Source organism: Mesorhizobium sp. M1396, assembly GCF_040317725.1.
GTDB lineage: Bacteria > Pseudomonadota > Alphaproteobacteria > Rhizobiales > Rhizobiaceae > Mesorhizobium.
In genome coordinates, this window is the sequence record NZ_JAMYLA010000042.1 from 16,817 (window position 1) to 40,518 (window position 23,702).

At 58.6% G+C, this 23,702-nt stretch carries 19 protein-coding genes and 1 pseudogene; 3 read left to right on the forward strand and 17 right to left on the reverse strand.

The annotated features are described in order from the left end of the window. Nucleotides 1-9 precede the first annotated feature (9 nt). Complete coding sequence (locus tag NKH02_RS24270; RefSeq protein WP_352869742.1) at nt 10-1,050, forward strand: NAD(P)H-dependent glycerol-3-phosphate dehydrogenase; 1,041 nt, start codon at nt 10-12, stop codon at nt 1,048-1,050. A gap of 105 nt (nt 1,051-1,155) precedes the next feature. On the opposite strand, the pseudogene NKH02_RS24275 reads toward NKH02_RS24270, so the two are convergent. The 4 genes and pseudogenes from NKH02_RS24275 to NKH02_RS24290 all read right to left on the reverse strand — a co-directional run. Then, nucleotides 1,156-1,816, reverse strand: a pseudogene (locus NKH02_RS24275) (FAD-dependent oxidoreductase); the annotation flags it as partial. Between the two features lie 38 nt (nt 1,817-1,854). Further along, nucleotides 1,855-2,751 (reverse strand): formyltetrahydrofolate deformylase, encoded by an 897-nt coding sequence (gene purU / locus NKH02_RS24280; protein ID WP_352882078.1) that lies wholly within the window; start codon nt 2,749-2,751, stop codon nt 1,855-1,857. Between the two features lie 23 nt (nt 2,752-2,774). Beyond that, on the reverse strand, nt 2,775-3,659 hold the full coding sequence (gene folD, locus NKH02_RS24285; protein WP_352869738.1) for a bifunctional methylenetetrahydrofolate dehydrogenase/methenyltetrahydrofolate cyclohydrolase FolD: 885 nt from the start codon (nt 3,657-3,659) through the stop codon (nt 2,775-2,777). A 109-nt stretch (nt 3,660-3,768) separates the two neighbouring features. Continuing rightward, nucleotides 3,769-5,046, reverse strand: coding sequence for a 2-methylserine hydroxymethyltransferase (locus NKH02_RS24290; RefSeq protein ID WP_352882080.1), 1,278 nt, complete (start codon nt 5,044-5,046; stop codon nt 3,769-3,771). A 131-nt stretch (nt 5,047-5,177) separates the two neighbouring features. Between NKH02_RS24290 and NKH02_RS24295 the strand changes: the two genes are divergently transcribed. Beyond that, nucleotides 5,178-6,074 (forward strand): LysR family transcriptional regulator, encoded by an 897-nt coding sequence (locus NKH02_RS24295; RefSeq protein WP_352882082.1) that lies wholly within the window; start codon nt 5,178-5,180, stop codon nt 6,072-6,074. 13 nt (nt 6,075-6,087) lie between these two features. Here NKH02_RS24295 and dsdA read toward each other — a convergent pair whose 3' ends face one another. The 5 genes from dsdA to NKH02_RS24320 all read right to left on the reverse strand — a co-directional run bounded on the left by dsdA (nt 6,088) and on the right by NKH02_RS24320 (nt 11,703). Continuing rightward, entirely contained in the window at nt 6,088-7,464 is a 1,377-nt protein-coding gene (dsdA, locus tag NKH02_RS24300; RefSeq protein WP_352882083.1) for a D-serine ammonia-lyase, read from the reverse strand. Between the two features lie 20 nt (nt 7,465-7,484). Next, entirely contained in the window at nt 7,485-8,243 is a 759-nt protein-coding gene (locus NKH02_RS24305; RefSeq protein WP_352882086.1) for an amino acid ABC transporter ATP-binding protein, read from the reverse strand. A gap of 25 nt (nt 8,244-8,268) precedes the next feature. Then, a complete protein-coding gene (locus NKH02_RS24310; RefSeq protein WP_352869728.1) occupies nt 8,269-9,399 on the reverse strand; it encodes an amino acid ABC transporter permease in 1,131 nt (376 codons plus the stop codon). Further along, a complete protein-coding gene (locus NKH02_RS24315) occupies nt 9,396-10,604 on the reverse strand; it encodes an ABC transporter permease subunit (protein ID WP_352882088.1) in 1,209 nt (402 codons plus the stop codon). The genes NKH02_RS24310 and NKH02_RS24315 overlap by 4 nt, the downstream gene beginning before the upstream one ends. Nucleotides 10,605-10,671: 67 nt before the next feature. Further along, nucleotides 10,672-11,703: a transporter substrate-binding domain-containing protein gene (locus NKH02_RS24320; RefSeq protein WP_352869724.1), complete on the reverse strand. Its 1,032-nt coding sequence runs from the start codon at nt 11,701-11,703 to the stop codon at nt 10,672-10,674. A gap of 896 nt (nt 11,704-12,599) precedes the next feature. Between NKH02_RS24320 and NKH02_RS24325 the strand changes: the two genes are divergently transcribed. Then, complete coding sequence (locus NKH02_RS24325; RefSeq protein WP_352882091.1) at nt 12,600-13,895, forward strand: site-specific integrase; 1,296 nt, start codon at nt 12,600-12,602, stop codon at nt 13,893-13,895. Between the two features lie 194 nt (nt 13,896-14,089). Here NKH02_RS24325 and NKH02_RS24330 read toward each other — a convergent pair whose 3' ends face one another. The 8 genes from NKH02_RS24330 to NKH02_RS24365 all read right to left on the reverse strand — a co-directional run bounded on the left by NKH02_RS24330 (nt 14,090) and on the right by NKH02_RS24365 (nt 23,491). Continuing rightward, on the reverse strand, nt 14,090-15,250 hold the full coding sequence (locus NKH02_RS24330) for an iron-containing alcohol dehydrogenase (protein WP_352882092.1): 1,161 nt from the start codon (nt 15,248-15,250) through the stop codon (nt 14,090-14,092). Nucleotides 15,251-15,265: 15 nt separating this feature from the next. Beyond that, nucleotides 15,266-16,531, reverse strand: a complete 1,266-nt coding sequence (locus tag NKH02_RS24335; RefSeq protein ID WP_352882094.1) for a M20 family metallo-hydrolase — start codon at nt 16,529-16,531, stop codon at nt 15,266-15,268. Nucleotides 16,532-16,555: 24 nt separating this feature from the next. Continuing rightward, on the reverse strand, nt 16,556-17,659 hold the full coding sequence (locus NKH02_RS24340) for an alcohol dehydrogenase family protein (protein WP_352882096.1): 1,104 nt from the start codon (nt 17,657-17,659) through the stop codon (nt 16,556-16,558). Between the two features lie 99 nt (nt 17,660-17,758). Next, complete coding sequence (locus tag NKH02_RS24345) at nt 17,759-19,309, reverse strand: acyl-CoA synthetase (RefSeq protein WP_352882098.1); 1,551 nt, start codon at nt 19,307-19,309, stop codon at nt 17,759-17,761. Between the two features lie 6 nt (nt 19,310-19,315). Then, nucleotides 19,316-20,113 (reverse strand): enoyl-CoA hydratase/isomerase family protein, encoded by a 798-nt coding sequence (locus NKH02_RS24350; protein WP_352882101.1) that lies wholly within the window; start codon nt 20,111-20,113, stop codon nt 19,316-19,318. Further along, nucleotides 20,113-21,492 carry an aminotransferase family protein gene (locus NKH02_RS24355; protein ID WP_352882103.1) on the reverse strand — a complete coding sequence of 460 codons (1,380 nt, stop codon included), beginning with the start codon at nt 21,490-21,492 and terminating at the stop codon, nt 20,113-20,115. Before NKH02_RS24355 ends, NKH02_RS24350 begins: the two co-directional genes overlap by 1 nt. Before the next feature lie 9 nt (nt 21,493-21,501). Then, nucleotides 21,502-22,359, reverse strand: coding sequence for an agmatinase (locus NKH02_RS24360; protein WP_352882106.1), 858 nt, complete (start codon nt 22,357-22,359; stop codon nt 21,502-21,504). A gap of 211 nt (nt 22,360-22,570) precedes the next feature. Further along, nucleotides 22,571-23,491, reverse strand: coding sequence for a LysR family transcriptional regulator (locus tag NKH02_RS24365; protein ID WP_352882109.1), 921 nt, complete (start codon nt 23,489-23,491; stop codon nt 22,571-22,573). Between the last annotated feature and the right edge of the window lie 211 nt (nt 23,492-23,702).

Here is a 23,702-nt window from a genome sequence, read left to right on the forward strand (position 1 = left end):
GAGGTCATCTTGGCAAAAATCGTCGTACTCGGTGCCGGTGTGATGGGTACAGCCCTATGCGTCCCCGCTGCCGAGAACAACCACACGGTGCTGCTCGTCGGTACGCCGCTCGACAGCGACATCGTGACTGCCATGCGGCAACCGGGCGGGGTTCATCCCAAACTTGACTACGCGCTATCTGACAACGTGGAGGCGATCCCTTTCGACGGGCTACGGTCTCACCACCTCAGCGACGCCGATTTCATTATTGTCGGAGTGAGCAGCCCCGGGATCGCCTGGGTGACCGACATCCTCAACCGGCTTATGACAGCACCCCGTCCGGTGGCCTTAGTGACAAAGGGGCTCGACCCGGCAGGTTCTACCGTGTCGACCTATGCCCAAACGCTTCCGTTCCGTATTCCCATGATGAGCGCCTTCATCGGCATCGGCGGACCGTGTATCGCCCGCGAACTTGCCAACCGTCTGCCGACCGCCAGCATTTACGCCTGTCAGGATATTTCGACCGCCGAACGGTTCGCGGCGATCATGGAAACGGACTATTACCGTTTGGCGGTGACAGCCGACGTCACGGGCGTCGAAGCCTGCGCCGCACTCAAGAATTTCTTTGCGATCGGTGTCAGCGCCATGCAGACGCGATATCCCGATCAAAAACGTGCGGACGGTCAGTCCAAAAACCCCACGGCTGCAGCCTTCACCCAGGCCAGTTTGGAAATGGCAAGGCTTTGCGAGAGACTGGGCGGCCATGCCGCGACAGCATTCGGGCTTGCCGGCCTCGGCGATCTGCATGTCACGGTCGGCGGAGGGCGCAACAGCCGCCTCGGCCATGGGCTCGGAACCGGCCGCAGCGTCCTTGATGTCTTGTCCAGCGACTTGTTTGGCGAAACGGTCGAAGGCGTGGATACTGCGCGGGTTCTGGCGACAATGGCGCTGGAGAAACCCAGCATCGACGGCGAAGCGAGCCCTTATTTCCCGCTTGCGTCTGCCATTATGGATGCCGTTCTTCAGCAGAAACCCTTCTCGTTGGATTTTTCATGCCTCGTTGTTCAGTAGCCACCGGCTCAAATCGACAAGGGAGAGGGGTTTTCCCGGAAGACAACCGAAGCGCGCGACAATAAAGTCGTCGCTGTTATAGCGTCAGGCGCGCAGCCCCGGTGCCTGCACGCGGCCGCTTTCCACCTCTAGCCGGATAATGTCCGTTCCAAAGTACTGACGCCAAGTTCCTCAGACGTCTTTGCCAGCGCATTGGCAAATTTGGAGCAGCCCCCGGTCTCGTTCTTTGGGGTGAGGAGGCGACAATCCTTTCCCGGACATGTGCCAGCGCGGGCTCCGACCTGATGCACCCATCGCGGTCAACCGCTTCGTAGGGAATTCCATCAGCAGCAAGCGCCTTCACATCTTTTGCCGAGGCGTCGAGCTGTTGCTTGGTCCGGAAGAGCTGCTGAGTTCCCTGCGTTCTCCCATCGTATTCGATGCCCGTCTCTGCACGAAGGCTTGCGAGCGAAACGCGGCTGTAATCGGCAAGGCGCAACATCCGGCTTTTGTTGATCGCGTACCGTTCCGAATTGCAGTTGGCGAGCATCCTAGTCAGCCAGGACAGCATGGCCGTGTCTAGTTTCGGGCGAAGGATGAGAGGAGCATGCTTCATGAACAGCCACTTCATCGCCTTTAACGGTATGCCAGGGGCAGCCCAAGGGGAACAGTAGCCGAAGGAAATTTCACCGGCGTTGGCGAAGCTCGTCTCAAGCGCTGGCCCCTTTTGTCTGTCGATGACGATCACCTCGTGTCCCGCCTTTGCCAACTGGTAGGCGGATGTCACACTGCCACTTTCATTTGAGACTGAGGTTGCTGGAGGGCTCACCCCATGCGTTCGGAGGCATAGGATCCGGGCGATGCCGGGAAGACCACCGCCTTGCTTCCGTTGATGAAAACGCGACCATGGATGTGAGCCTGGATCGCACGGGCGAGAACCTGGCTCTCAACATCGCGGCCAAGGCTCACGTAGTCTTCGGCACTTTGTGCGTGCGTGACCCGCACAATGTCCTGCTCGATAATCGGACCCTCGTCCAGGTCCGCTGTCACATAATGTGAAGTCGCGCCGATGAGCTTCACCCCGCGCTCGTAGGCTTGCTTGTAGGGATTTGCGCCCTTGAAGCTCGGCAGGAAGGAGTGATGGATGTTGATGATCCGCCCCGACATCTGTCGGCACATTTCATGTGAAAGCACCTGCATATAGCGGGCGAGAATAATGAGCTCAGCTCCGGATTCTTGCACGATGCGCATTTGCGCCGCCTCGGCCTCGGGCTTGTTTTCTTTTGTGACCTTGATGCAATGGAATGGGATGTCGTGGTTAACGACTACGCGCTGGTATTCCATATGGTTCGAGATAACCCCTACGATATCGATCGGAAGCGCTCCGATGCGCCATCTGTAGAGGAGATCGTTCAGGCAGTGGCCGAAGCGTGACACCATGAGGATCACCTTCTTTCTGACCGATTCGTCGAAGAACTCGGCGGTTGCCCCGAAGTTGCTGGCGATAGGATCGAAGCCCTGCTGAAGCTGATCGAGTGTCCGCGTCTCGTCGGGCTGAAAGCTCACGCGCATGAAATAGCGTCCGGTATCGCCATCGTCGAACTGTGCGCTATCAGAGATGTTGCATCCGCTTTCGGACAAGTAAGTCGCTATGGCAGCAGTGACACCCCGGATCGCGGGGCATGCGACGCGAAGCGCGAAGCGCTGTTTTGTGTCGGTCATTGGAAAGATCCTAGGTTTCTTGCTCAAGCCACTCGCTGACGACGAAAGGCGGTCAGCGTATTCGACAACAGGCAGGCGATGGTCATGGGGCCGACACCGCCGGGAACTGGCGTGATCGCACCGGCATGTCCGGCCTCTGCAAAGGCAACGTCGCCAACGATCCGCGACTTGCCATCCTCCTCAATCCTATTGATGCCGACGTCGATGACGACGGCGCCAGGCTTGATCCAGTCGCCGCGGACGAGACTGGGTCGTCCGGCTGCTGCGACGAGGACATCGGCCGAGCGGCAAATATCCGCGATGTTCTTGGTGTGCGAATGAACGATCGTCACTGTACAATTCGCGCTCAGCAACATCTGCGCCATCGGCTTGCCGACGATGTTCGATTTGCCGATGACGACTGCGTGGAGGCCAGCAAGGTCTGTGCCGAGCGCATCCTTGATAAGCATCATGCATCCGAGCGGCGTGCAGGGAGCAAGAGCGGGCTGTCCGGTCGCCAGCCGGCCTGCGTTCGAAACGTGGAAGCCATCTACATCCTTGTCCGGATTGATCGCCTGGATGATAGCGTTTGGATCGAGATGTTTGGGCAACGGCAGCTGGACGAGGATTCCGTGGACTTCCGCAGCGACATTGAGGCGAGCGACAAGACGCATCAGCTCTTCCTGCGAAGTCTCTTCCGGCAACCGGTGCTCGAATGATTTCATTCCGACAGCCACTGTCTGGCGCTGCTTCGCAGCAACGTAAACAGCGCTTGCCGGATCAGATCCGACAAGCACGACGGCCAATCCAGGGATAGCCTCCGTTTGGCCCTTAAGGGCCGCGACATCGCTCTTGATTGTTTCCAGCAGGTTTGAGGCAAACTGTTTGCCATCGATGGTCGCAGCGCTGGTAAATCTATCCATTCCCATGTCGTATGCTCCAATGGATGAGGGCTCGGGTACTCATGAGCGGATGTAAAAAGCCATGCCGCACGAAGCGGTAGCGCGAGCGGCATGCTTGGGGGCCGGTGGAGTTACGTCAGCGCCCGTAAACCGGGAAGTTGCTGGTTAGTGCTGCGACCTTGGCTTTTGCACTTTCGACCACGTCATCTGCCTTGCCGACGGCTTCGGCATCGATGAGGTCTGCAATCACGTTGCCGAGTATGCGGAATTCCTCCTCTTTAAGCCCGCGCGTCGTCGCTGCCGATGTACCAAGGCGCATGCCGACCCACTCCGGAGGACGGGGGCTGTCGCCAGGGATAGGGTTTTTGTTGGATGTGATGTTCGCTCGGGCGAGTACGACCTCGACCTGCTTACCGACCAGCCCCTTGTTGGAGAGATCGAGAAGAACGATGTGCGTATCGGTCCCTCCAGACACGATGCGGATGCCGCGATCAGCAAGTGTTCCCGCCAGAACTTTGGCATTTGACGTCACCTGACGTGCATAAACCTTGAAATCGTCGCGCAAAGCTTCACCCAGGCAGATCGCTTTTGCTGCTAGGACATTGCTGTGCAAGGAGCCCTGAACGCCTGGGAAAACCGCTGCCTGCAGTTTCTTATACCAGTCCTCGTTATTCGTGAGGATCAGGCCACCGCGCGGACCGCGAAGGGTCTTGGTCGTCGTGCAAGTCACGATATCGGCATAGGGGAAAGGCGACGGGTGGACGCCCGCGGCAACCAGGCCTGCGATATGCGCCATGTCAACCATGAAATAGGCGCCAACCTTTTTGGCAATCTTCGACATGCGCTCGAAATTGAGTTCGCGCGGATAGGCCGAACCACCTGTGATGAGCAGCTTGGGGCGCACTTCTTCTGCGATCCGCGCCATCTCATCGAGATCAATGACCTCATTCTGCTGATTTACGCCATAGTTGCTGGCGTCGAACCAGCGGCCGGAGAGATTACCCTTCATACCGTGCGAGAGGTGACCGCCGGCAGCGAGGTCCAGCGAAAGAACCTTATCGCCGGGCTTCAGAAGCAGGAAGAACACGGCAAGATTGGCTTGGGTGCCCGAGTGCGGCTGAACGTTTGCGTAACCGCAGTTGAAAAGCTCCTTCGCGCGATCGATCGCAGCCTGCTCGACGACGTCTACGAACTCTCCGCCACCGTGGAAACGGTTGCCCGGATAGCCTTCGAGAGTCTTGTTCGTCATTTCGTGGCCTAGCGCGTCGAGGACGGCGCGGCTCACGATATTCTCGGATGCGATCAACTCGATCTGGTTTTGCTGCCGTGCGCGTTCTGCAGCAAGTGCATTCGCCACGAGAGGGTCGCGCTCCTCGACGTGAGTTGAAAAAAACGCCTTCGGCGAGTTGGCCATCGCTAGTCTCCACAGTCAGGATTTCCTGCTGCCCGAACGTTAGTTTGAGCGATGATCCAGAAAAAGTTAATAATATTTGCATATATCTTCAGGGATGCTAATGATTGATCGTTAGGATCGAGGAGGACCAAGTGGACATCGGTCGCCTGCGCGCGTTGCGCGAATTGTCGATCCGCAAGACCATGGCGGCGGTGGCGGAAGCGCTCTACGTCTCCCCATCTGCGGTGTCACAACAGATTGCGCTTCTGGAAGACGAAGTGGGAATCAAGCTGATCGAGCGGCGCGGTCGTGGCGTCGTCATGACGGCCGCGGGCCAACAACTCGTGGAGCGAGCGGAGCGGATACTTCAGGAGATCGAATCGGCGCGTGCGGAAATCGCTGAATTGAAAACCGTAGTGTCCGGCGAAGTTCGCGTGGCGGCCTTCCCGTCGGTCGCTGCGGCTCTCATTCCAAGGGTCGTACACCGTCTGGTAGACATGCATCCGCGTTTGACAGTTCAGTTCGACGAAATGGAGCCGGCCGAGAGCGTCGCCGCGCTTCGAAGCTGGCAGACGGATGTGGCAATCATCGATGACCTCAACATCCCGACAGGCGCGCTGGACCCGAACATCGAAACCATTTTTCTGTTGGAAGACGTCTTCAACGTAATGGTATCGAAGCATCACCAGCTTTCGAAGCGCCCAACCGTCAACTTCAAGGAGCTCAAGAACGAAAGGTGGGCAATCGATACTGCCTCCGAAACCTACACACGAATGCTCGCCGATGCCTGTCAGGCAGCCGGCTTCAAACCAAACATCGTCGCACGCTGCAAGGGTTTCGAGGTCACGATTGCCATGATCCGACAGGGGTATGGCATTTCGATACTTCCTGGGCTTCGGGCCAGTCACGACCTCGAAGACGTATGGGTATGCAAAGTCGTTCCGGAAATCCGGCGCAAGATTTTCCTAGCGTTCCGAAAGGGAGAGAAACGAAGCCCGGCGTTGCAGATCTTCATAGACGAGATAACGCGCAAGCCGATTCTGTCATAAGCCGCCGCGAGGATTACCCCAAAGCAGCGGCAGCACGACCATTCGAACCTGTGCCGATCTCAGAGCCCTCGGCAAGAGCTTCCGCTTGCTGCAGGAAGTTCTTGAACTGCTCCTGCGGAACGAATGAACCGCCCGTGGTCCAAAGAATGTGGGTCGCACGAGACATCTTCGCCTGAAGGCCTCTCTCCCGCTGGAATCGGCGTCCAGCTTCATGTCGGACGATGAAATTCGGTCCAATCAGCGCCGCGGCCGCAGATGGCTCCAGCTTCTGACCCTGAGTTAACCATGCCGCACGTAGCAACCTGAACAGGTCGTCGTCGGCAACCGTGAAAATGCCTGCCAGCATTTCGCGCATCACTGTTGCCACGAATGACGACATTCGCGCGACCGCCATGCCATCAGCTTCGGTTCTGTTGGTCAGGCCGATATCATAGACCGAGACGAGTGCCTTGGACCCGGACATCATATGCGCAAGTGCGCATGGCGACTGGGTAGGCTCGACAAAGAAGGCGTGGACGTGGTCACCAAGAATGGCTTTTGCGCCGTAGGCCACGCCTCCGGGGGCCCCGCCTATACCGCAAGGCAGGTATAGAAATAGCGGATGATCCGCGTCGACCGGGATCCCCAGATCTGCAAGTTGCTCTGCTAGTTCACCCGCTGCGGCACTGTATCCCAGGAAGAGGTGACGCGACTGTTCATCATCGACGAAATAGATGGTTGGATCCGAGGCGGCTTTGTCCCGTGCGTTCTCCACCGCGGTTGTGTAGTCAGCTTCGTGCTGAACGACTTCAACGCCAAGACGGCGAAGGCGCTCAACTTTCCAAGCCTTGGCATCCGACGACATGTGCACGGTCGCCTTGAAGCCCAGGGCGCGGGCGGCGATTCCGACACTCAGTCCGAGATTGCCAGTACTGCCGACGGCGAGGGTATAGGCTGAGAAGAGTGCCCGGGCTGGGTCGTCGGCCAGCTTCACAATGTCATCGTCGTCGGAGAGAAGTCCGGTCTTTCGGGCGAGCTCCTCGGCAAATAGGAAAACCTCATAGACACCTCCCCGCGCCTTGATGGAGCCAGCCACGGGGAGATGACTGTCAGCCTTGATGAAGGTGCGGCCGAACTCTCTCGATCTGTAGCCAAGGGCCTCATGCAATTCCTTGAGCTCAACAAGCTCAGATCGAATCCGTCCTGACGTCGCCTTAAGTTCGGGGAAGCACGCCGCCAGCAGGGGCGCCAATCGCGCCCAGTTTCTACAAGCATCGGTTACATCGTTGGGCGAAATCGGAAGCTCAGCGTCACCGATGGCTCCATTGCGATACAAGGGATTGAGCCAAAGGGTCGGCTTCGCGGCCAGAAGATCGGCGCGGGCGGGATCTGTGGGCAGCCGAACTTTCATATTGGAATCCTTGGATGTCGCTAGTGTTTCAAGACACGGGCCAGGAACGAGCGGGCTCGATCGTTTCTGGGGTTGTCGAAGAACTCGTCCGGTTCGCCGATCTCAAGGATACTGCCCTGATCAATATAAACGATGCGGTCGGCCACCTCCCGGGCAAACCCCATCTCGTGCGTCACGATCATCATCGTCATACCGTCGGCCGCCAGCTCCCGCATGACGTCGAGCACCTCGCCGATCATCTCCGGATCCAGGGCGGAGGTCGGCTCATCGAACAACATCAGATGGGGCTCCATCGCAAGCGAACGGGCGATAGCCACCCGTTGCTGTTGCCCGCCGGACAACTGGCCTGGGTACTTGTGGGAGTGCGCTGAAAGTCCGACCCGGTCGAGGAGTTTCAATGCCGTGTCCTCGGCCTCTTTCTTAGATTTCTTGCGGACACGCATCGGAGCGATCGTGATATTCTCGACAACTGTCTTGTGCGGGAAGAGATTGAATTGCTGAAACACCATCCCGACGCCCTTGCGGATGGCCACCAGTTCGCGCTCGCCGCCCAGCACGCGGTCCGCCTGGACAGGCATCTTGTAGCCATCCACTCGAAGATTGCCGGTCTGGTACATTTCCAGGCCGTTAACACAGCGGATGAGCGTCGATTTTCCAGATCCGCTGGCGCCGACCACGACCACGACCTCGCCCCGCGTCACCGAGAGATCGACGTCCTTCAAGACATGGTGGGTGCCATAGAACTTGTTCACGCCCGACATTTCGACAATCGCATTCATCGATCGGCTCCTCTTGGGTTGATGCTCAGCGGCTGCCGCGCGCCAGATGGGCTTCGAGTTTACGGGCTACGAAGGTTATGACCGATCCGATCAGGAAATATGTCAAGAACAGGAAGGCATACACTTCATAGGTCCGATTGCTGTATTCGGGATTCGCGAGAATCATTTGGCCCGCGCGCAGGAAGTCCGTAAGGCCGATGATGAAGACCAGTGGCGCGGCATTGAAGATATCGAGAACGTTGCCAACCAGGGCGGGCACGACGACGCGCAACGCCTGGGGCAGAACGATGGACCGGTTGATGTCGAATTCGGCCATGCCGAGAGACCGGGCCGCCTCGACCTGGCCGCGAGGCACCGCCTGCAGGCCGCTCCGGACGTATTCTGCAACGTAGGCGGAGTAGAAAATCGTGAAGCCGATCATGCCTCGCGCCACGTCGGCAATGCTCAGCTGTGGCGTGAGCACCGGCATGATGATCCAGATCCAGTAGATGACCAGGATAAGCGGCACTGATCGCATTACCTCGATATAGGCGGTGCAGATCCAGCGCACGCTCGAGAAGCGGCTACGTCTGCCGAAAGCCAAGAGGATGCCGATAGGAAGGCTTACGATGGATGTCACGAGGGTCAGAAGGATGCTGAGCAGCAAACCGCCCCACAGGCCCACTCCGGGGGGCGCTATGACGGCAAAGATGGCGATGAGGCCCACGGCGGCACCCGGTAGAACCAAGCGCCGGGCAACCGTAGAGTGGGAGCTGGCGAACCAGGTGCCACCAAACAGGGCTAGGCCGGCCATCGCGAAGCCCACCGCCACAGGATCCCGGACAAACCCGGCCGCCAAGCAGGCGAGTGCGCAGAGAGCAAGCACCAACCCGTGGTGTCTTCGGAGCGCGAAAACGCAGCCAAGTCCCGCACCAAGCAGCGCGGTAATGATCAGGGCCGCGGTCCAAGCCCGCCAAGCCTGGTCGGCCGGGAATATGCCGATCATGAGCACGCGGATGCTGCGGGGAATGATGTCCCATTGGGCGACCGTGAGCGCCCAGCGCAGAGCCTCAAAGGCCATCCAGATGACGGCTGGGATCACCGTCAGCGAAAGCAGGACGTCGAACGGCTTGCCGAACAGATTGTGGTGCGACCATTTCAGAGGTTTAGCAATCATCGCGCAGCTCCAACGGCGTTGAGGCGATGGTCGATCGCACCTACGATAGCGCTGATGATCCAGCTGATTACTAGATAGGCGAGCATCACGATGATGATGCCCTCAAGGCTATGGCCGGTCTGGTTTGCAACGGTGCCATAGATGTTGAAGAGGTCTGGATAGCCGATGGCGATGCCAAGCGCGGTGTTCTTGGTGAGACTGATATACTGGTTGCCAAACGAAGGCAGTACCACCCGGAAGACCTGGGGCAGGATGATGTCGTTGACGATGTCTCTACGGCTTAGGCCAAGTGCGGCCGCGGCCTCCCATTGGCCCTTGGGCAGCGTATCGATCGCACCACGGACAATCTCCGCGATGTAGGACGCGCTATTGAACACGATACCCAGGAGCAGCGCGGCCATCTCAGGGCTGATGCTAGTCCCGCCGCTCGCCTTAAATTTCGAGGCCATCGGAAAATCGACGGCGATCGTGCCCTTACCGAGCATCAGGGCAAAAACGACAACCGCAACGGCGCAGCATAACCAGCGCGCCCTGCCGCGGTCGAAAATCGTTCCGACGATGGCGACGACGCATGCTGTCAACAGAACTAGGGCCACGGCATCGCCTGCGCCTTGCCAGGTGAGTGTCGGCAGATAAAGTCCCTGTTGGCTAATGATCACACCATGAAACTTGGCGGCGCTTGCGATTGCAGGAAACTGCAGGACGACCGCGAAATACCAGAAAACGATCTGGATCAAGAGCGGCGTGTTTCTTACGAACTCGACCACCCAGAAGCAGAGATTACGGACGACCCAGTTGGTTGAGAGTCGTCCAACACCGAAGAGAGTGCCAAGCACAGTGCTGAGCACGATACCGAGGATCGCGACCTTCAGCGTGTTGAAGAGGCCGGCTACAAACGCCTGCGCGAGATTGAGGTCAGCAGTGAAATCGGTGAGTCTTGGCCCGATGCTCTGATCGAAAACAACTGTCTTCCCCTCGCTTATGTCAAAGCCTGCACTGTTCCAAAGGAAGGTGAAGGTGAAGTTGATCCCGCGCTGAGCGAGACCGCTGTTCACCAGCATACCGAGCAGCAGTACCAGCGCGATTGCCACGACAACGATCGCCAGCTGTGTTGCCTGATATTTGACCCTGTTACGGCGTCGGCGCGCAACGATAGAAGCTGCATCCGAGCGCGCGACGCCTGCATTTGCCTGTTCCAACGCCATTGTCCAGATCCGAGCCGCCAGGGATAGACGCCGGGGCGGAGGAGCCCGCCCCGGTCGGTTCACGTGGTCAGTTCCACAGCGGGGAATAGATCGCACCGCCCTCGGTCCATGGGGCGTTCGGCGTGCCCTTGCGGTCCAGGAACATCTTCGTCTTTGGCCCCAGGTTACGATCGTAGAGCTCGCCGTAGTTACCGACCGCCTTGATCGCCTGCGCGTTAAAGTCGTCCGGCAAACCGAAATCCTTGCCGAATCCGGCACCGACGCCGAGGAACTTCTGGATGAAGGGATCGTTGCTCTTCAGCTTCTCTTCCAGGTTGGCCTGCGTGACGCCGGACTCTTCGGCCTGGAACAGGCCGTAGCTGATCCAGCGAAGCGCGTTGCGCCACCGCGAGTCATTCGCGACGACAAAGCCGGCGAATGGCGACTTGTCGAGCGTATCGGGCAAGATCAGATAGTCTGCCGGCTTGGCCGAGTTGCCAGCCCAGGCAGCAAGGGCGGAGCGGTCAGTGCTCATGGCGTTGCAGCGACCCGAGTTCAGCGCGGCGAACAGCTTCTCGAGGTTCTCGTAGGTGAGGACCTTGGAATCTTTCCAGCCACGAGCCTTGAATGCACTGCTGAGAACGGTTTCGGTTGCCGAGCCCTGGGTCGTGCAGAAGGTGGCGCCGTCGAGATCGGCGAACTGCTTCGCGCCCGACGCGACCTTCACCATGATCCCCGTGCCGTCATAGAAATTGATGGGCAGAAAATCGATCGCGATGGCTGACTCCCGGGCCGGTTTCATCGTCGTGTGAGCAAAGACCACGTCGACCTGGCCAGTCAGGACCGCATCGAAGCGGCTCTTGTCGGTTACGGTGACGAACTTCACCTTGGATGCGTCGCCCAGAACGCCAGCGGCGATGGCCTTGCAGAAATCGACGTCGAGGCCTTCCATCTTGCCTGTTGCGGTGTTGAGGTAACCGAAGCCCGGTGCGGTGTTGTCAGTTCCGCAATTCAGCACACCGCGCTGCTTGACTGTGTCCAACACCGATGCAGAGGCCTCGGTGGCAACGAATGCGAGTCCGGCCAAGAAGCCGGCCGTCAGAATTTTGAGAAGAGTCATTCTAGTTCCCCTTTCGGATCGCGATGGCGAATTTGGTCGCCGACTGACTGGCTTTGGCGGGGATCAATGAATTTTTTCGACGGCTCTTGCCGTTCTATTGGATGCGTTCCCACCAGAAACCCAAGGGTCGCGAGGAACACCACACGGCCCGTCAGGCGGCAGTCGCGACGATAGAAGGACATTTCATTCAAATATACTTAATTTTACTTGATTAATACGTAAGTAAAAATGTTGGATTGAGGGCGACCTCGGTCATTATCCTTTTCGCCCAATCGCTAGGCCGTAGGGATCAAGCAGCGGCGTGATAGCGAAGGAGCCTGGATCGCAAGCGGATTGTGAATATAGCGAAATGGCAGGTTCTGGACAGAGCTCCCCGGTAGCAGCCGGTCAGTGCCCGGCCCAATTCCAGCCGCGTGCGATGATGAGCACCTCTAACACTACGTGTCCAAATCCACTACGGGCCGCATGACTTTGACCACTGCCTTTGTGAGCAGCAGTCAGCACTCTGCCACTTGTTTGATGCCGACTTTCGCAAGAAAATGGGCTGCTTTTGCCGTATTCCGCACGAAGTCGCATCGATTGGCGCCAGTACAATGAGTGGAAACCGGCCTCTGCCGCTTACGTGCAAATTGCCCGACATCGAGCTAACGGACCCACGCCGGCCTAATCCTTTGGAATATATTGAAACTGGCGCACCCGACAGAATTCGAATCTGTGACCTCTGCCTTCGGAGAGCAAATTCCTTGCACAGAAGCGAGCCGCCAAAAATACGATACAGCACGAAAATGCCTATTTTAACAATAGCTTGTTGAATTTTAGGCCGACCGCCTGTACGCTACATTGCTCTATCATCAGCTTCGATCTGGTGAGTATGTGGTGAGCAAAGGATCGGGACTGTGCCGAAGTTGACCAAGACCATCGTAGACAGGGCTACACCACGAGAGAAGCAGTTCACCATCTGGTGCAGTGAACTCAAGGGCTTCGGCATCTTCGTCCAGGCGAGTGGGACGCGCACCTACTTCGTCGATTATCGCAATGTCCACGGCGTCCGTAAACGTATGACCATTGGGCGGCATGGACCGCTCACCGTGGAGCAGGCGCGCAAGCTGGCTATGGGAGAACTCGGCGGGGTCGTGAAAGGCAGGGATCCTGCCGACGATCGGGCAACACGCCGTCGATCGATTACGGTTCGCGAATTGTGTCAAGATTATCTGGCCATGGCTGAGAAAGGCTTGGTGCTCGGCAAGGGAAATCGCTCCAAAAAGGCGAGCACCCTTTACACTGACCGAGGACGGATCAACCGGCACATCGTTCCGCTGCTTGGCTCGACGCGCGTAGTAGATCTCAGCAAGGCCGATATCAACCGCTTCCTGAGAGACGTGGCGAGTGGCAAGACCGCCAAGGTCGAGAAGACCGTCAAGCGCGGCAAATCGATCGTGAAGGGCGGGGCAGGCACCGCGGCCCGCACGACCGGCTTGCTGAGCGGCATCATCTCCTTCGCTGTCGACCAGGGCATCATAGAGACCAATCCGGTGCATGGCGTGAAGCGCCCTGCGGATGCGCGTCGCCGCCGTCGGCTTTCACCCGAAGAATACGGACGGCTCGGCTGTGCGCTGGCAGAAGCCCGAGCGGAGGAAGAGACGCCGCAACTGATCGATGCGATCGGGCTACTTGCCCTCACCGGCTGCCGTTTGGGCGAAATCATCAACCTCAAGCACGCCGAAGTGGATCGAACTGGCGGGTGTCTCCGACTGGAGGACAGCAAGGAGGGAGCATCGCTGCGGCCGATCGGACGAACGGTGTTGGACTATATCGCAACCATTGAGGCAGTCGAAGACTGCCCAACCGTGCTGGCACCCGTGCGCGACGGGCAGGTGTTTGGCGGAATGGCGAGAGGCTGGAAGCGGATTGTAAAGAAGGCGAGACTTGAAGACGTGACGCCCCATACCCTGAGGCATTCCTTCGCCTCGGTCGCCTCAGAACTCGGCTATACGGAGCCGACCATCGCAGCGATGTTGGGTCATGCAGCGGGTTCAATCACCAGCCGGTACATTCATCATCTTGACAGCGTCCTGATCTCGGCGGCCGACAACGTCGCAGCCACAATCCATGCGATGATGGTCGTTCAGCCGGAAGAGGCGCGGCCAGATTCAGGCCCTTCAGGTTCCAGGACGGCCTTCGAAGGTGTTTGAAGGCAAATCGACTGATCGCGCCGAGAGTCGATGTTCCTATCGACACGACAGAGGTCAGCCGTGCGCCATTTGAAGACATTTAAACTTCCAGCCCCCGTCCCAAGCTCTTGGGCTATGCCGTGTCAGCCGCGCCTCAGTTCATCACCTGCCACAAACGGAACTTCCTCACCACACCAAGAGCCCCTCTCGACAGCTCAGTTGAGGTGCCCTTCAAGGGCGCCATCGAATATCTCAAGTGCCAGCTCCCGTGTCAGTTCAACGGGGTTTTCAGGCGCGCACGAATCGATGATCGCCATCGCTGCAATTTCGTCGCGGCGCTCGCCGTTCACGTTCAATCCGACCAGCGTGTGCGGTACGCCGAGCCGGGTTCGCAGCGAAATAAGAGCTTCGAGGAACGCATCAAAGGTTCTTGGAAGACCGAGATACGAGGCCAAGCGTGCGATCTTATCTTCAATCGCTGAGCGGTTTGCGATCATCACATAGGGCAGGAAAACGCCATTGGTCATACCGTGATGTGTGTCGTAGAGCGCACCGACCGGATGCGAGAGTGCGTGGACGGCGCCCATCCCTTTCTGAAAGGCGACAGCACCCATCGCAGCAGCGCTCATCAGGTGACCACGGGCCTCGATGTCATTCGGATTCGAATACGCCTTCGGAAGGTTTTCGAAGATCAAGCGCACACCTTCGATGGCGATCGCGTCGCACATCGGATGATAGTAGGCGCTTGACAACGACTCGATGCAGTGCGCGAGCGCGTCCATCCCGGTTCCGACAGTGACGAGGCGAGGCATGCCTACGGTCAGTTCGGGGTCCGCGACGACAACCTTGGCCCTCATCAGCGGATGGAACACCACCTTCTTGGTGTGCGTGGCCTCGTCGGTGATCATCGCACCGCGTCCCACATCGGAGCCCGTTCCGGCCGTGGTCGGGACAGTGACGAACGGCGCCATCGCGGATGGATCGGCGCGATTCCAATATCCGTTGAGGAAGTCGTAATCCCACAATGTGCCCTTCTGATGCGCCATGAAGGCGATCGTCTTGCCGGTGTCCAGCGCCGACCCGCCGCCGAACGCGACTACACCGTCATGCTTCCCATCTCGAAACATGCGCACACCGTCCTCCACGCCCTTCAGGACCGGGTTGGCTCGTACGTCGGAAAACACCGCCGCCTCCATGTCTGCATCCCGGAGGATATCGAGCGTGGATGTTGTAATCGGCAGTGACGCCAGGCCCCGGTCGGTCACGAACAGCGGATTTCGGATGCCCGCGTCGCGAAGGGCCTGCGGCAGCTCGCGAATTCTGCCTGCACCAAACCGAACGTCGGTGGGGAAACTCCAATTGGATTGCATGGACATGAAACTCTCTCCCAGCTAGACGCGTTCGTGTTTTTGGTCGGAAGCGCCGACACTTTTCAGTTCGGCAAGCCGAACGATGGACGCCAACAGAATGTTGGCGCCCTGGATCATATCCGGCGCGCTGGCATGTTCCCGATTGCTATGGCTGATGCCATCCCGGCAGGGAATGAATATCATGCCTGACGGGCAAAGTTGCGCCATATGCTTGGCATCGTGGGTTGCTCCAGATGGCAGTGTCATCGTCTCGATGCCGGCTTTTGCGCACGAATCCGCTATGACCGCCGTCACCGCCGCGTCGAACTGGACCGGTGGAGAATTAAGGACCTGCCTGCATTGTACGCCACAGATGCGCCGCGGACTGGAACACATAGCCAAGACGACTTGGATCAGGCGTGCAAGTTCTTCACTGTTGGGATGTCGAAGATCCAGTGTGAAGACCACCTTGGCGGGGACGGTGTTTATCGCCCCGGGCGCGACCTCGAACTTTCCAACCGTAAAGCGCACATCATCGTCGTGCTCGATTGCCGAGGCCAACTCTTCGACGAGATTGATCGCCTCGCGCAGCGCATCCTTGCGCTTGTCCCGGGGGGTCGTCCCTGCATGCGCCTCCTCGCCCTCAACTTCGAATACGAATTGCGCGATGCCCTGGATACCGCTGACAACACCGACCGAAAGACCCAGTGCCTCGAGTACTGGGCCCTGCTCAATGTGCGCTTCGATATAGCCGCTGCAGGGTGATCCGAGGTCGACTGGCGTCAGCGTTCCAAGAGCCGGAAGGCTTCGTTCCAAAGCCTGGCCAACGTTGATGCCCTCTCTGTCGACGGCAGACAGCGCTTGGTCCAGGGAAAGGGAGCCACCATGAACCGCCGACCCCATGGTCGTAGGGGGAAAGCGACACCCCTCTTCATTGTTCCAGATGACCAACTCTAGCGGGGCATCGACTGCAAATGCGTTGTCCTCCAGCGTCTCAAGCACCTCGAAGGCCGCGAGAACCCCGTACACCCCGTCATAATTGCCGCCAGGCATCTGGCTGTCCAGATGAGAGCCCATTCGAATGGGCGGAGCATTCGCCGAGCTCCCTTGGCGCCGGACAAAAAGGTTGCCGATCGGGTCCACGCAGCACACAAAGTCGCGTTTCCTTGCCCAGTCGAGAAGTTCTCGTCTTGCCCCCGTCTCATCGGCACTCAGGGCCGGACGATTGACGCCGCCTTTGCCAGTCGCCCCCCACTTTGCCAGCGACTCGTGCCGCGCCATGAATCGCTGCGCATCGATAGTAAGCATTCGTGACAATCCCTCAATTCGGAGCTAGATCTTGATAACGATCTTTCCGACATGCTTCTTTGAAACGAATTCGGTGTGCGCCTCTCTGAGTTCGCTCAGGGCAAACGTCTTTGCGACGAGCGGCTTGATCTCACCGCGCTCGATATAGCCGACCAGCGCAGCGAAGGTGCTCGCCTGCGGATTTCCCACCCCCCACATCTGTAGATCCTTGTAGATGAGATCACGCAGGTCGATCTCGGGGCATGGGCCCGCAATCGCGCCCGCCGACACGTACCGGCCAGCACGGCGAAGAACGCGCAGCATCTGCGAAAAGGTGGGGCCGCCGGTCACATCGGCAACGGCATCGATTTCACGCAACCCCACAATCTCAGTGACCGCTTCAAACAGATCGTCTCGTTCTCGGGGAATGAAGTCGTCAGCACCGAGGACTCGAATGGACTGTTCCTTGGATTTTCCGCCGACGGCGATAACCCGCGCGCCACGACGTTTGGCCAGTTGCACGAGTGCTGATCCGACGCCTCCCGACGCCCCGGTTATCAGCACCGTTTCCCCGGCCTGAAGGTTGACGCGCACCAGCATTTCCTCGCCCGTGGAGTAAGAGCAGGCAAAGCTCGCAAGATCCTCATCAGAAAGCGTGCTGGTGATTTTTACGGCATTGCCGCTGGGGATTTTGGTATACTCGGCGTAGCCCCCGTCATATTCGCTTCCGAAATACAGGACGCCTTGGGACAAAGGCGGAAGGCGCGCGTCCCGAATGCAGGGATCGGTTATGACCCGTTCGCCGATCCGGGATCTCGGAACGTCGGGGCCAACCTCCACGATCGTTCCTGTCGCATCTGCCCCTTGTATGCGGGGAAACTGCAGCGACGCGCGATCCCAGCTGCCAAGATCTTGCGCCTCGGAGGATACGCCTCGCAGGCCGATTTCTTCCGTCAAGGCAGTCTTCACGCTGGGAGCATACCAGCCCGTTCGCGTATTGATGTCCGTGTTGTTTACGCCGCAGGCCGCGACTTTTATCAGGACGTCTCCATCGGCCAGAGCGGGCACGGGAACGTCCCTGTACTCAAGCTTTTCCAGCCCGCCATGTCCTGTCAGGACCATCGCTTTCATTTGCATGGGAAGGTGCATTCCGCTCTCCTGTTGGGAAGCGCTCATGGCGGCCCGACACGTTGAAATCAGTTTTCCCGGCGGCATCGTCGTTTGCGCCACCGGATATGCGCGGACCAATCAGATCTTCCGGGCTTGGTCCTTCCAGTGGCTGGACCGGAGTTCACGCTTGAGGACTTTTCCGAAGGCGCTCTTGGGCAGTCCGTCCACGAAATCGACGGATTTGGGCTTCTTGTATGAGGCGATCCGCGCGCGGCAGAATTCGATAAGTTCCGGGCCCGTCGCTGTCCGACCCTCCCGCAAGACGACCAGAGCCTTGACCGACTCTCCCCATTGGTCGTCGGGAACGCCGATAACCGCGACCTCTCCGACCGCGTCGTGCTGCAGCAAGATTTCTTCGATTTCGCGAGGATAGATGTTGGCTCCGCCCGAAATGATCATGTCTTTGATCCGGTCGGTCACGAACAAAAACCCGTCCTTGTCGAGATAACCGATATCCCCGGTATGGAGCCATCCGTTGCGAAGGGTCTCCGCGGTCGCATCGGGACGGTTCCAATAGCCTTTCATGACCAGATCCGACCGGACGGTGATCTCGCCGTGGACGTCAGCGCCTACCGGGCTGTCATCGGTGTCGACAATGCGGATCATCACGCCCGGCATTTCGCGCCCTGCCGATCCTAGCCGGGCAGCCGATCCGGTTGCCACATGCTCGGATTTGTGAAGTCCCGCGCAGGTCATCGGTGCCTCGCCCTGGCCGTAGATTTGGCTGAACACGCAGCCGAATGTTTCGATCGCCTGCTTGAGCACTTCGACGTACATCGGTCCGCCGCCGTAGATCACATTCTTGAGGCAGCTGAGGTTGTAGTTTCCGGCGTTGGGAGACTTCAGAAGCAGCTGCACCATCGTGGGGGCGAGAAAGCTTGCGGTAACACCGTAGCGCTCGATAGCTTCGAAGACCTTGTCCGGTTCGAAGCTGCGGGAGAGCGGAAAAGCCTGCGCGGCGCCTACGGCGAGGTGAGCCAGACCGACGCTCGCCGTGCCGTGCGCGATTGGCGCAAGGTGAAGCATGACGTCGTGTTCGTCGGCATCGGCGAGAAGGACCTGCCTGAACTGCTGAACCATCGTGACGAGGTTTCGATGGGTCTCCATCGCCCCCTTGGGCACGCCAGTGGTCCCCGAAGTATAAAACAGCCAGGCCAGGTCATCGGGCTCGATTGTCACGGCAGGTGGTGAACAATCGGCATATTTGCTGAGGGCGAGATAGGGGATGACTTCGGGCTCGGTTCCGTCGATCCCGATCCAATGCTCGACCTGCTGCACGCCCTGCCGAATGGACGCGGCCACGGGTGCAAACTCGGGGGAGAAGACCATGAAGCGGGCCTGGGAATCGGACACCGCGAACAGTTGTTCACTTGGGTGCTGCTTGGGGTTCAGCGGCACCGCCGCCATGCCTGCATTCATCGCCGCGAGATAGACTTCATAGGCCTCGAAGCGATTGGCGGACAGGATGGCGACCCTGTCCCCCTTTTTTCCCCGCGCAAGCAGCGCGTTGGAAATGCGATTGAGCCGCGCAGAGCCTTCCGCATAGCTGATGGTGAAATCATCGCCCAACCACAATGGTCTTTGAGGGTAGCGAACCGCTGATCGATGGACAAAATGAGCGACATGCATCGAGTTTCACCGCGTCGAGGGAAAATTTGGTTGACGTTTCTGCAGGAAAGCCTCCAGCCCTTCCTTTGCGTCGGGCTCCATGAAATTGAGGCCCTCATAAGCAACCGACAGGTCGAGTATCGGCGCTGCCTGGCGCAGCCAGTGGTTGAGGCAACGCTTTGTCCATTGCACGGCCCTCTGCGGCTTGCGCGCAATTCGGTCGGCAAGGTCCATAGCCGTGTCCATGAGCTCGCTCAGCGGCTTGCACATCGAGACCAGGCCAATGCGCTCGGCTTCGCGACCGTCCAGAAGGTCTGCTGTCAAAAGATATAGCTTCGCCTTGGGAAGACCGCAGTAGAGCGGCCAGTGCATGACGGCGTGGTCCCCGGAGGCGACGCCAATGTTCACATGTGCATCCGTGATCCGGGCATCTTCGGCGATGATGGAGATGTCAGCAGTTAGCGCCACTGCGAGCCCGGCTCCAGCAGCAGGGCCGTTGATGGCTGAAATGATCGGCTTATCGAGATGAAGCATGTTGTAGACGATGCGCAGCGCCAGTTCTCCCATCTCGATGACAGGATCAATGTTGCCGAGCTTCGCCACTTCGTCGTTCAGATCGCCGCCTACACAGAAGGCTCGACCCGCGCCGGTGATGACGATGACCCGAACCTCCGGGTCGGTCTTTACCGTCAGCCAAACCTCTGCAAGCTCATGATGCAGCACGTTGTTGGCGGCGTTCAGCTTTTCGGGGCGATTTATGGTTACCAGAAGGACCCCGTTCGGCCGGCGATCGAATTTCAGAAACTGGAACTCTTCGTACCGCATCACAGCATACCCGCCCTCGTCATTTCGTCGGCAAAGACTTCAAGCGTGCGTTCCAGGCGGTCCGCCAGATCGTCTATCTGCTGTTCGGTAATGATCAGTGGCGGGCAGACGACAGACCACTCACCATAGCGGCCGCCATTTTGCCGGCGCGAATAGAGCATCAGGCCGTGATGGACGCCGATCTGGCGAATGCGGTCGCTCGCATAGATTTCCTCGGAGAAGACCTCTTTGGTCTGTTTGTCGCGAACATATTCGATTGCCATCATCAGGCCCTGGCCGCGAACGTCGCCCACCACCGGTGAGTTTTCCTTGATGCTCTCCAACCGGGCGCGCAACTTCGCACCCAGATGGGATGCGTTGGCGATCAGGTTGCGTTCCGTCATTTCATCCAGCACGGCCGCCGCGCCTGCACAGGTGATGGGATTGGCATTGTATGTGTGCGAGAGATTGAAGCCTGTGAGAGCGGCAAGCTCGTCCACCATCTTCGCCGACGCCATCATCGCGCCGATCGGCGTATAGGTTGCGCCAAGTCCTTTTGCCGTAATGACGACGTCCGGTTTGAAGTCCGGATAGTGGTGTGCCGCGAGGAATTTTCCTGAGCGACAAGCGCTGACGATCTCGTCAAAAACCAGGAACACGCCGTATTTCCGACAGATCCGGTGGACCTCTGAGAAGAAGATCGGATGGGGCACGTTGGCGCCCGTCGATTGACCGCCGATCGGCTCGATCATGAATGCGAGCACGTTTTCCGCGCCGAGTTCCACGATCTTGGCTTCAAGTGCGGCCGAAACGCCAAGCGCCCCTTCTTCGGAAGTGGACCCGAACGGCGGGCGATAAGAAAGTGGAGCCGGGATTTTCTCGCCGAACACGGCCATCGGCCCCCAGACGGCTGCGGCATCCTCGTCCCCGGTCCAGCCGATCGTCGCCAGCGTCCCGCCATGGTAGGAGGGCATGAGGGTTATGACTTTCGTCTTCGACCTATCTCCCTTGGCGTAGCTGTACTGGCGAAGGAACTTTATCGCCATCTCAACCGATTCCGACCCTCCCGACGACAGATGGACGCGTTCGAAACCCGGTCCGGCGAGCGCGGCCACCTTCTCGGTAAGGACGGCATTCGGCAAATGTCGGCTGACCCTGACGTAGGAGAAGGTGTGCTTCATCCCCTGGTCGTACATTGCCTTGAGAACGCGTTCGTTGCCTTGCCCCAAGGAAGCGGCCATGGCTCCCGAAATGACGTCCAGGAACCGGTTTCCCTTGTCGTCGAAGATGTAGACTCCATCGCCACGGACGACGGTGGGAAGCCCCTTGGTGTTGGCTTGCGAGTAGAAGAGGTCCTGCGCGCCGCCTCGTGCCGGGCGCTTCAAATCCGTCGAGAGCATGTAAGATCCTCAGCGCTTGGCTAAACGTTTCGAGACGGCCGGAGCGACTATGCACAACAGCTCGAACAGAATGTTGGCTCCGTTGAGAGCCGTGATGCCTTGTGGATCAAGTGGTGGCGATACCTCGCACATGTCGGCTCCTATGAGGTCCAGTCCTTCGAGGCCACGAAGCACGACCTGGGCGTCGCGCATGCTCAGACCGCCCGGCTCGGGCGACCCGGTTCCCGGCACGTAGGCGGAATCGAGTACGTCGATATCGAATGTCAGATAGGTGGGGCCGGTCCCGACGATGCGCTTGATCTCGTTGATGACAGCCGCGCGGCCCATCGCCTCAAACTCATCGAAATCTATGATACGCATGCCGTGCTTTTCATTGAATGCACGGTCCTCACGGCTAAAGCGCGAGCCTCGAAGCCCTACCGTCACGGCGCGCTTCGGGTCTATCAGGCCTTCCTCGACACCTCGCGCCAGCAATGTGCCGTGGTTGTAGCGATCTCCGTAAAGCTCGTCGTTGGTGTCTGGGTGGGCGTCGAACTGGATAAAGCCGACCGGGCTCGTCGTGACCGTTCCGCGCAGTACGAAATAGGTCACTCCATGATCGCCACCGCAGACCACGGGGGTAATGCCTTTCTCGGCCAGTACGCTGAAGTATGCTGAAATGCCTTCAACGGCGCTCTGGGCATCCAGAGGATTAAACGGAGCATCGCCGAGATCTGCAATGGTACAAATGTCGTATGGCGACTCCCCGCCTCCCGCTGGAAAGCGTCGTATGAGGCGCGACATTTCCCGAACTTGGGACGGGCCGTGCCTCGTTCCACCGCGGTTCGTCGGAAAATCGAAGGGCACCCCGACGATGCCGATGTCCACATCAGCGCCATCTGGCAGGTACGGTAGCCGCATAAACGTAGATATGCCGGCAAAACGAGGAACTTGGAGTGAATCTAGTGGCCCGACGGAGGGACGTTTCTGGAGCACGGCTGTATCCTCTTCTTTCGAAGGGGAATGATGCGCCGAGAACAGCGCACTCACTATACGCAACGGACGAACTTTGTTTCGCCCTTATGAGGACAGGCCGACCCTATTTCGTCTGCTTGCTGTGAACCCTTTCAAGCACTCGGACCAACTGCTCTATCGGCTTCAACCCAGCGTTTTTGGACCTCACGGCAGCAACTACGTCATTCTCCGAACCCACCTCGCCGATTTGCTTCAATTTCCCCGAAACGACGTATGAAGCAGCGATGTAATCCGGTACATATCCCACGTTGCGCCCGGATAGGATCAGTGCAAGCTGAGCCTGCGCTCCCAATCCGATGTCTTCGGTGTCTCCCGCCTTCAGCGTGCCAGCGAAATTCTCCGGCTCAAGGTGACCTCGACTAGAATAATGATATTCACGAATCTTCTGCTGCGCCAGAGGGCTGTTGTCGGAGTACAACTCGTGACCTTCGGCACAGTATAAACGCAGGGTCTCTTTAAAAAGGGGAATTGATTGGATTCCCCGAAGCCGAGTTCTGTCTACCGCGACGGTTATGCCGATCTGTGCGGTGCCGTCGGCAACTTTGCTCAAGACCTGGAAGCCGGCCATTATCTCGATTTTGAGCTTTATCCGGCGTCCGTATGAGTTTACGTATTCCTTCAAGGCCTCAGGAATTCGCGATGCCGGATTGACGATAACGTCATCCTCCAGCGCCAGGACTAACTCGCCTGAAAGTCCGTCCCCCACACTCGCCAAGTCGAACTTGAAATCGTCCACAGCCAAAAAGAGGCGTTTTGCTGCGGCATAGACATCCTTGCCTTCCGGCAGGACTCGAAAGCCGCCTGGCCCACGATCGCACAACCGGATGCCCAATCTGATCTCAAGTGACTTGAGATTTTCGCTCAATACCGACTGGGAGATATTGAGTTGCCCTTGAGCCGCGGCAAAGCTGCCCTGTTCAACAATTACGACAAAGACCCGAAGGAGCTTGAGATCAAGGTCGCTCAATTGCTTCAGCTTCGACATGCGGGTGCTCCTTGTCGTCCTTGTCGCCGAAATTAGTGGAAGTCGGAGCAAATGGCTATTGAGACCTAGCCGATCGAGATGAGCGAAGCTCTTTCCGAAATCGATATGCGACATTCCCAATATCGTTTCCCATAGCGGCGAAATGGCTTCCTGCGCAACAGGAAGGACCGCCGACTATGGGCTGCACAGGGGCGCAGCGGGCCGCTTACGT

What these genes read in the sequence shown, in the direction of transcription:
- purU (WP_352882078.1), bottom strand. Translation starts at nt 2,751, where the DNA reads ATGACCGACACAAAACAGCGCTTCGCGCTTCGCGTCGCATGCCCCGCG.
- folD (WP_352869738.1), bottom strand. Translation starts at nt 3,659, where the DNA reads ATGGGAATGGATAGATTTACCAGCGCTGCGACCATCGATGGCAAACAG.
- NKH02_RS24290 (WP_352882080.1), bottom strand. Translation starts at nt 5,046, where the DNA reads ATGGCCAACTCGCCGAAGGCGTTTTTTTCAACTCACGTCGAGGAGCGC.
- dsdA (WP_352882083.1), bottom strand. Translation starts at nt 7,464, where the DNA reads ATGAAAGTTCGGCTGCCCACAGATCCCGCCCGCGCCGATCTTCTGGCC.
- NKH02_RS24305 (WP_352882086.1), bottom strand. Translation starts at nt 8,243, where the DNA reads ATGAATGCGATTGTCGAAATGTCGGGCGTGAACAAGTTCTATGGCACC.
- NKH02_RS24310 (WP_352869728.1), bottom strand. Translation starts at nt 9,399, where the DNA reads ATGATTGCTAAACCTCTGAAATGGTCGCACCACAATCTGTTCGGCAAG.
- NKH02_RS24315 (WP_352882088.1), bottom strand. Translation starts at nt 10,604, where the DNA reads ATGGCGTTGGAACAGGCAAATGCAGGCGTCGCGCGCTCGGATGCAGCT.
- NKH02_RS24320 (WP_352869724.1), bottom strand. Translation starts at nt 11,703, where the DNA reads ATGACTCTTCTCAAAATTCTGACGGCCGGCTTCTTGGCCGGACTCGCA.
- NKH02_RS24330 (WP_352882092.1), bottom strand. Translation starts at nt 15,250, where the DNA reads ATGTCCATGCAATCCAATTGGAGTTTCCCCACCGACGTTCGGTTTGGT.
- NKH02_RS24335 (WP_352882094.1), bottom strand. Translation starts at nt 16,531, where the DNA reads ATGCTTACTATCGATGCGCAGCGATTCATGGCGCGGCACGAGTCGCTG.
- NKH02_RS24340 (WP_352882096.1), bottom strand. Translation starts at nt 17,659, where the DNA reads ATGCACCTTCCCATGCAAATGAAAGCGATGGTCCTGACAGGACATGGC.
- NKH02_RS24345 (WP_352882098.1), bottom strand. Translation starts at nt 19,309, where the DNA reads ATGCATGTCGCTCATTTTGTCCATCGATCAGCGGTTCGCTACCCTCAA.
- NKH02_RS24350 (WP_352882101.1), bottom strand. Translation starts at nt 20,113, where the DNA reads ATGCGGTACGAAGAGTTCCAGTTTCTGAAATTCGATCGCCGGCCGAAC.
- NKH02_RS24355 (WP_352882103.1), bottom strand. Translation starts at nt 21,492, where the DNA reads ATGCTCTCGACGGATTTGAAGCGCCCGGCACGAGGCGGCGCGCAGGAC.
- NKH02_RS24365 (WP_352882109.1), bottom strand. Translation starts at nt 23,491, where the DNA reads ATGTCGAAGCTGAAGCAATTGAGCGACCTTGATCTCAAGCTCCTTCGG.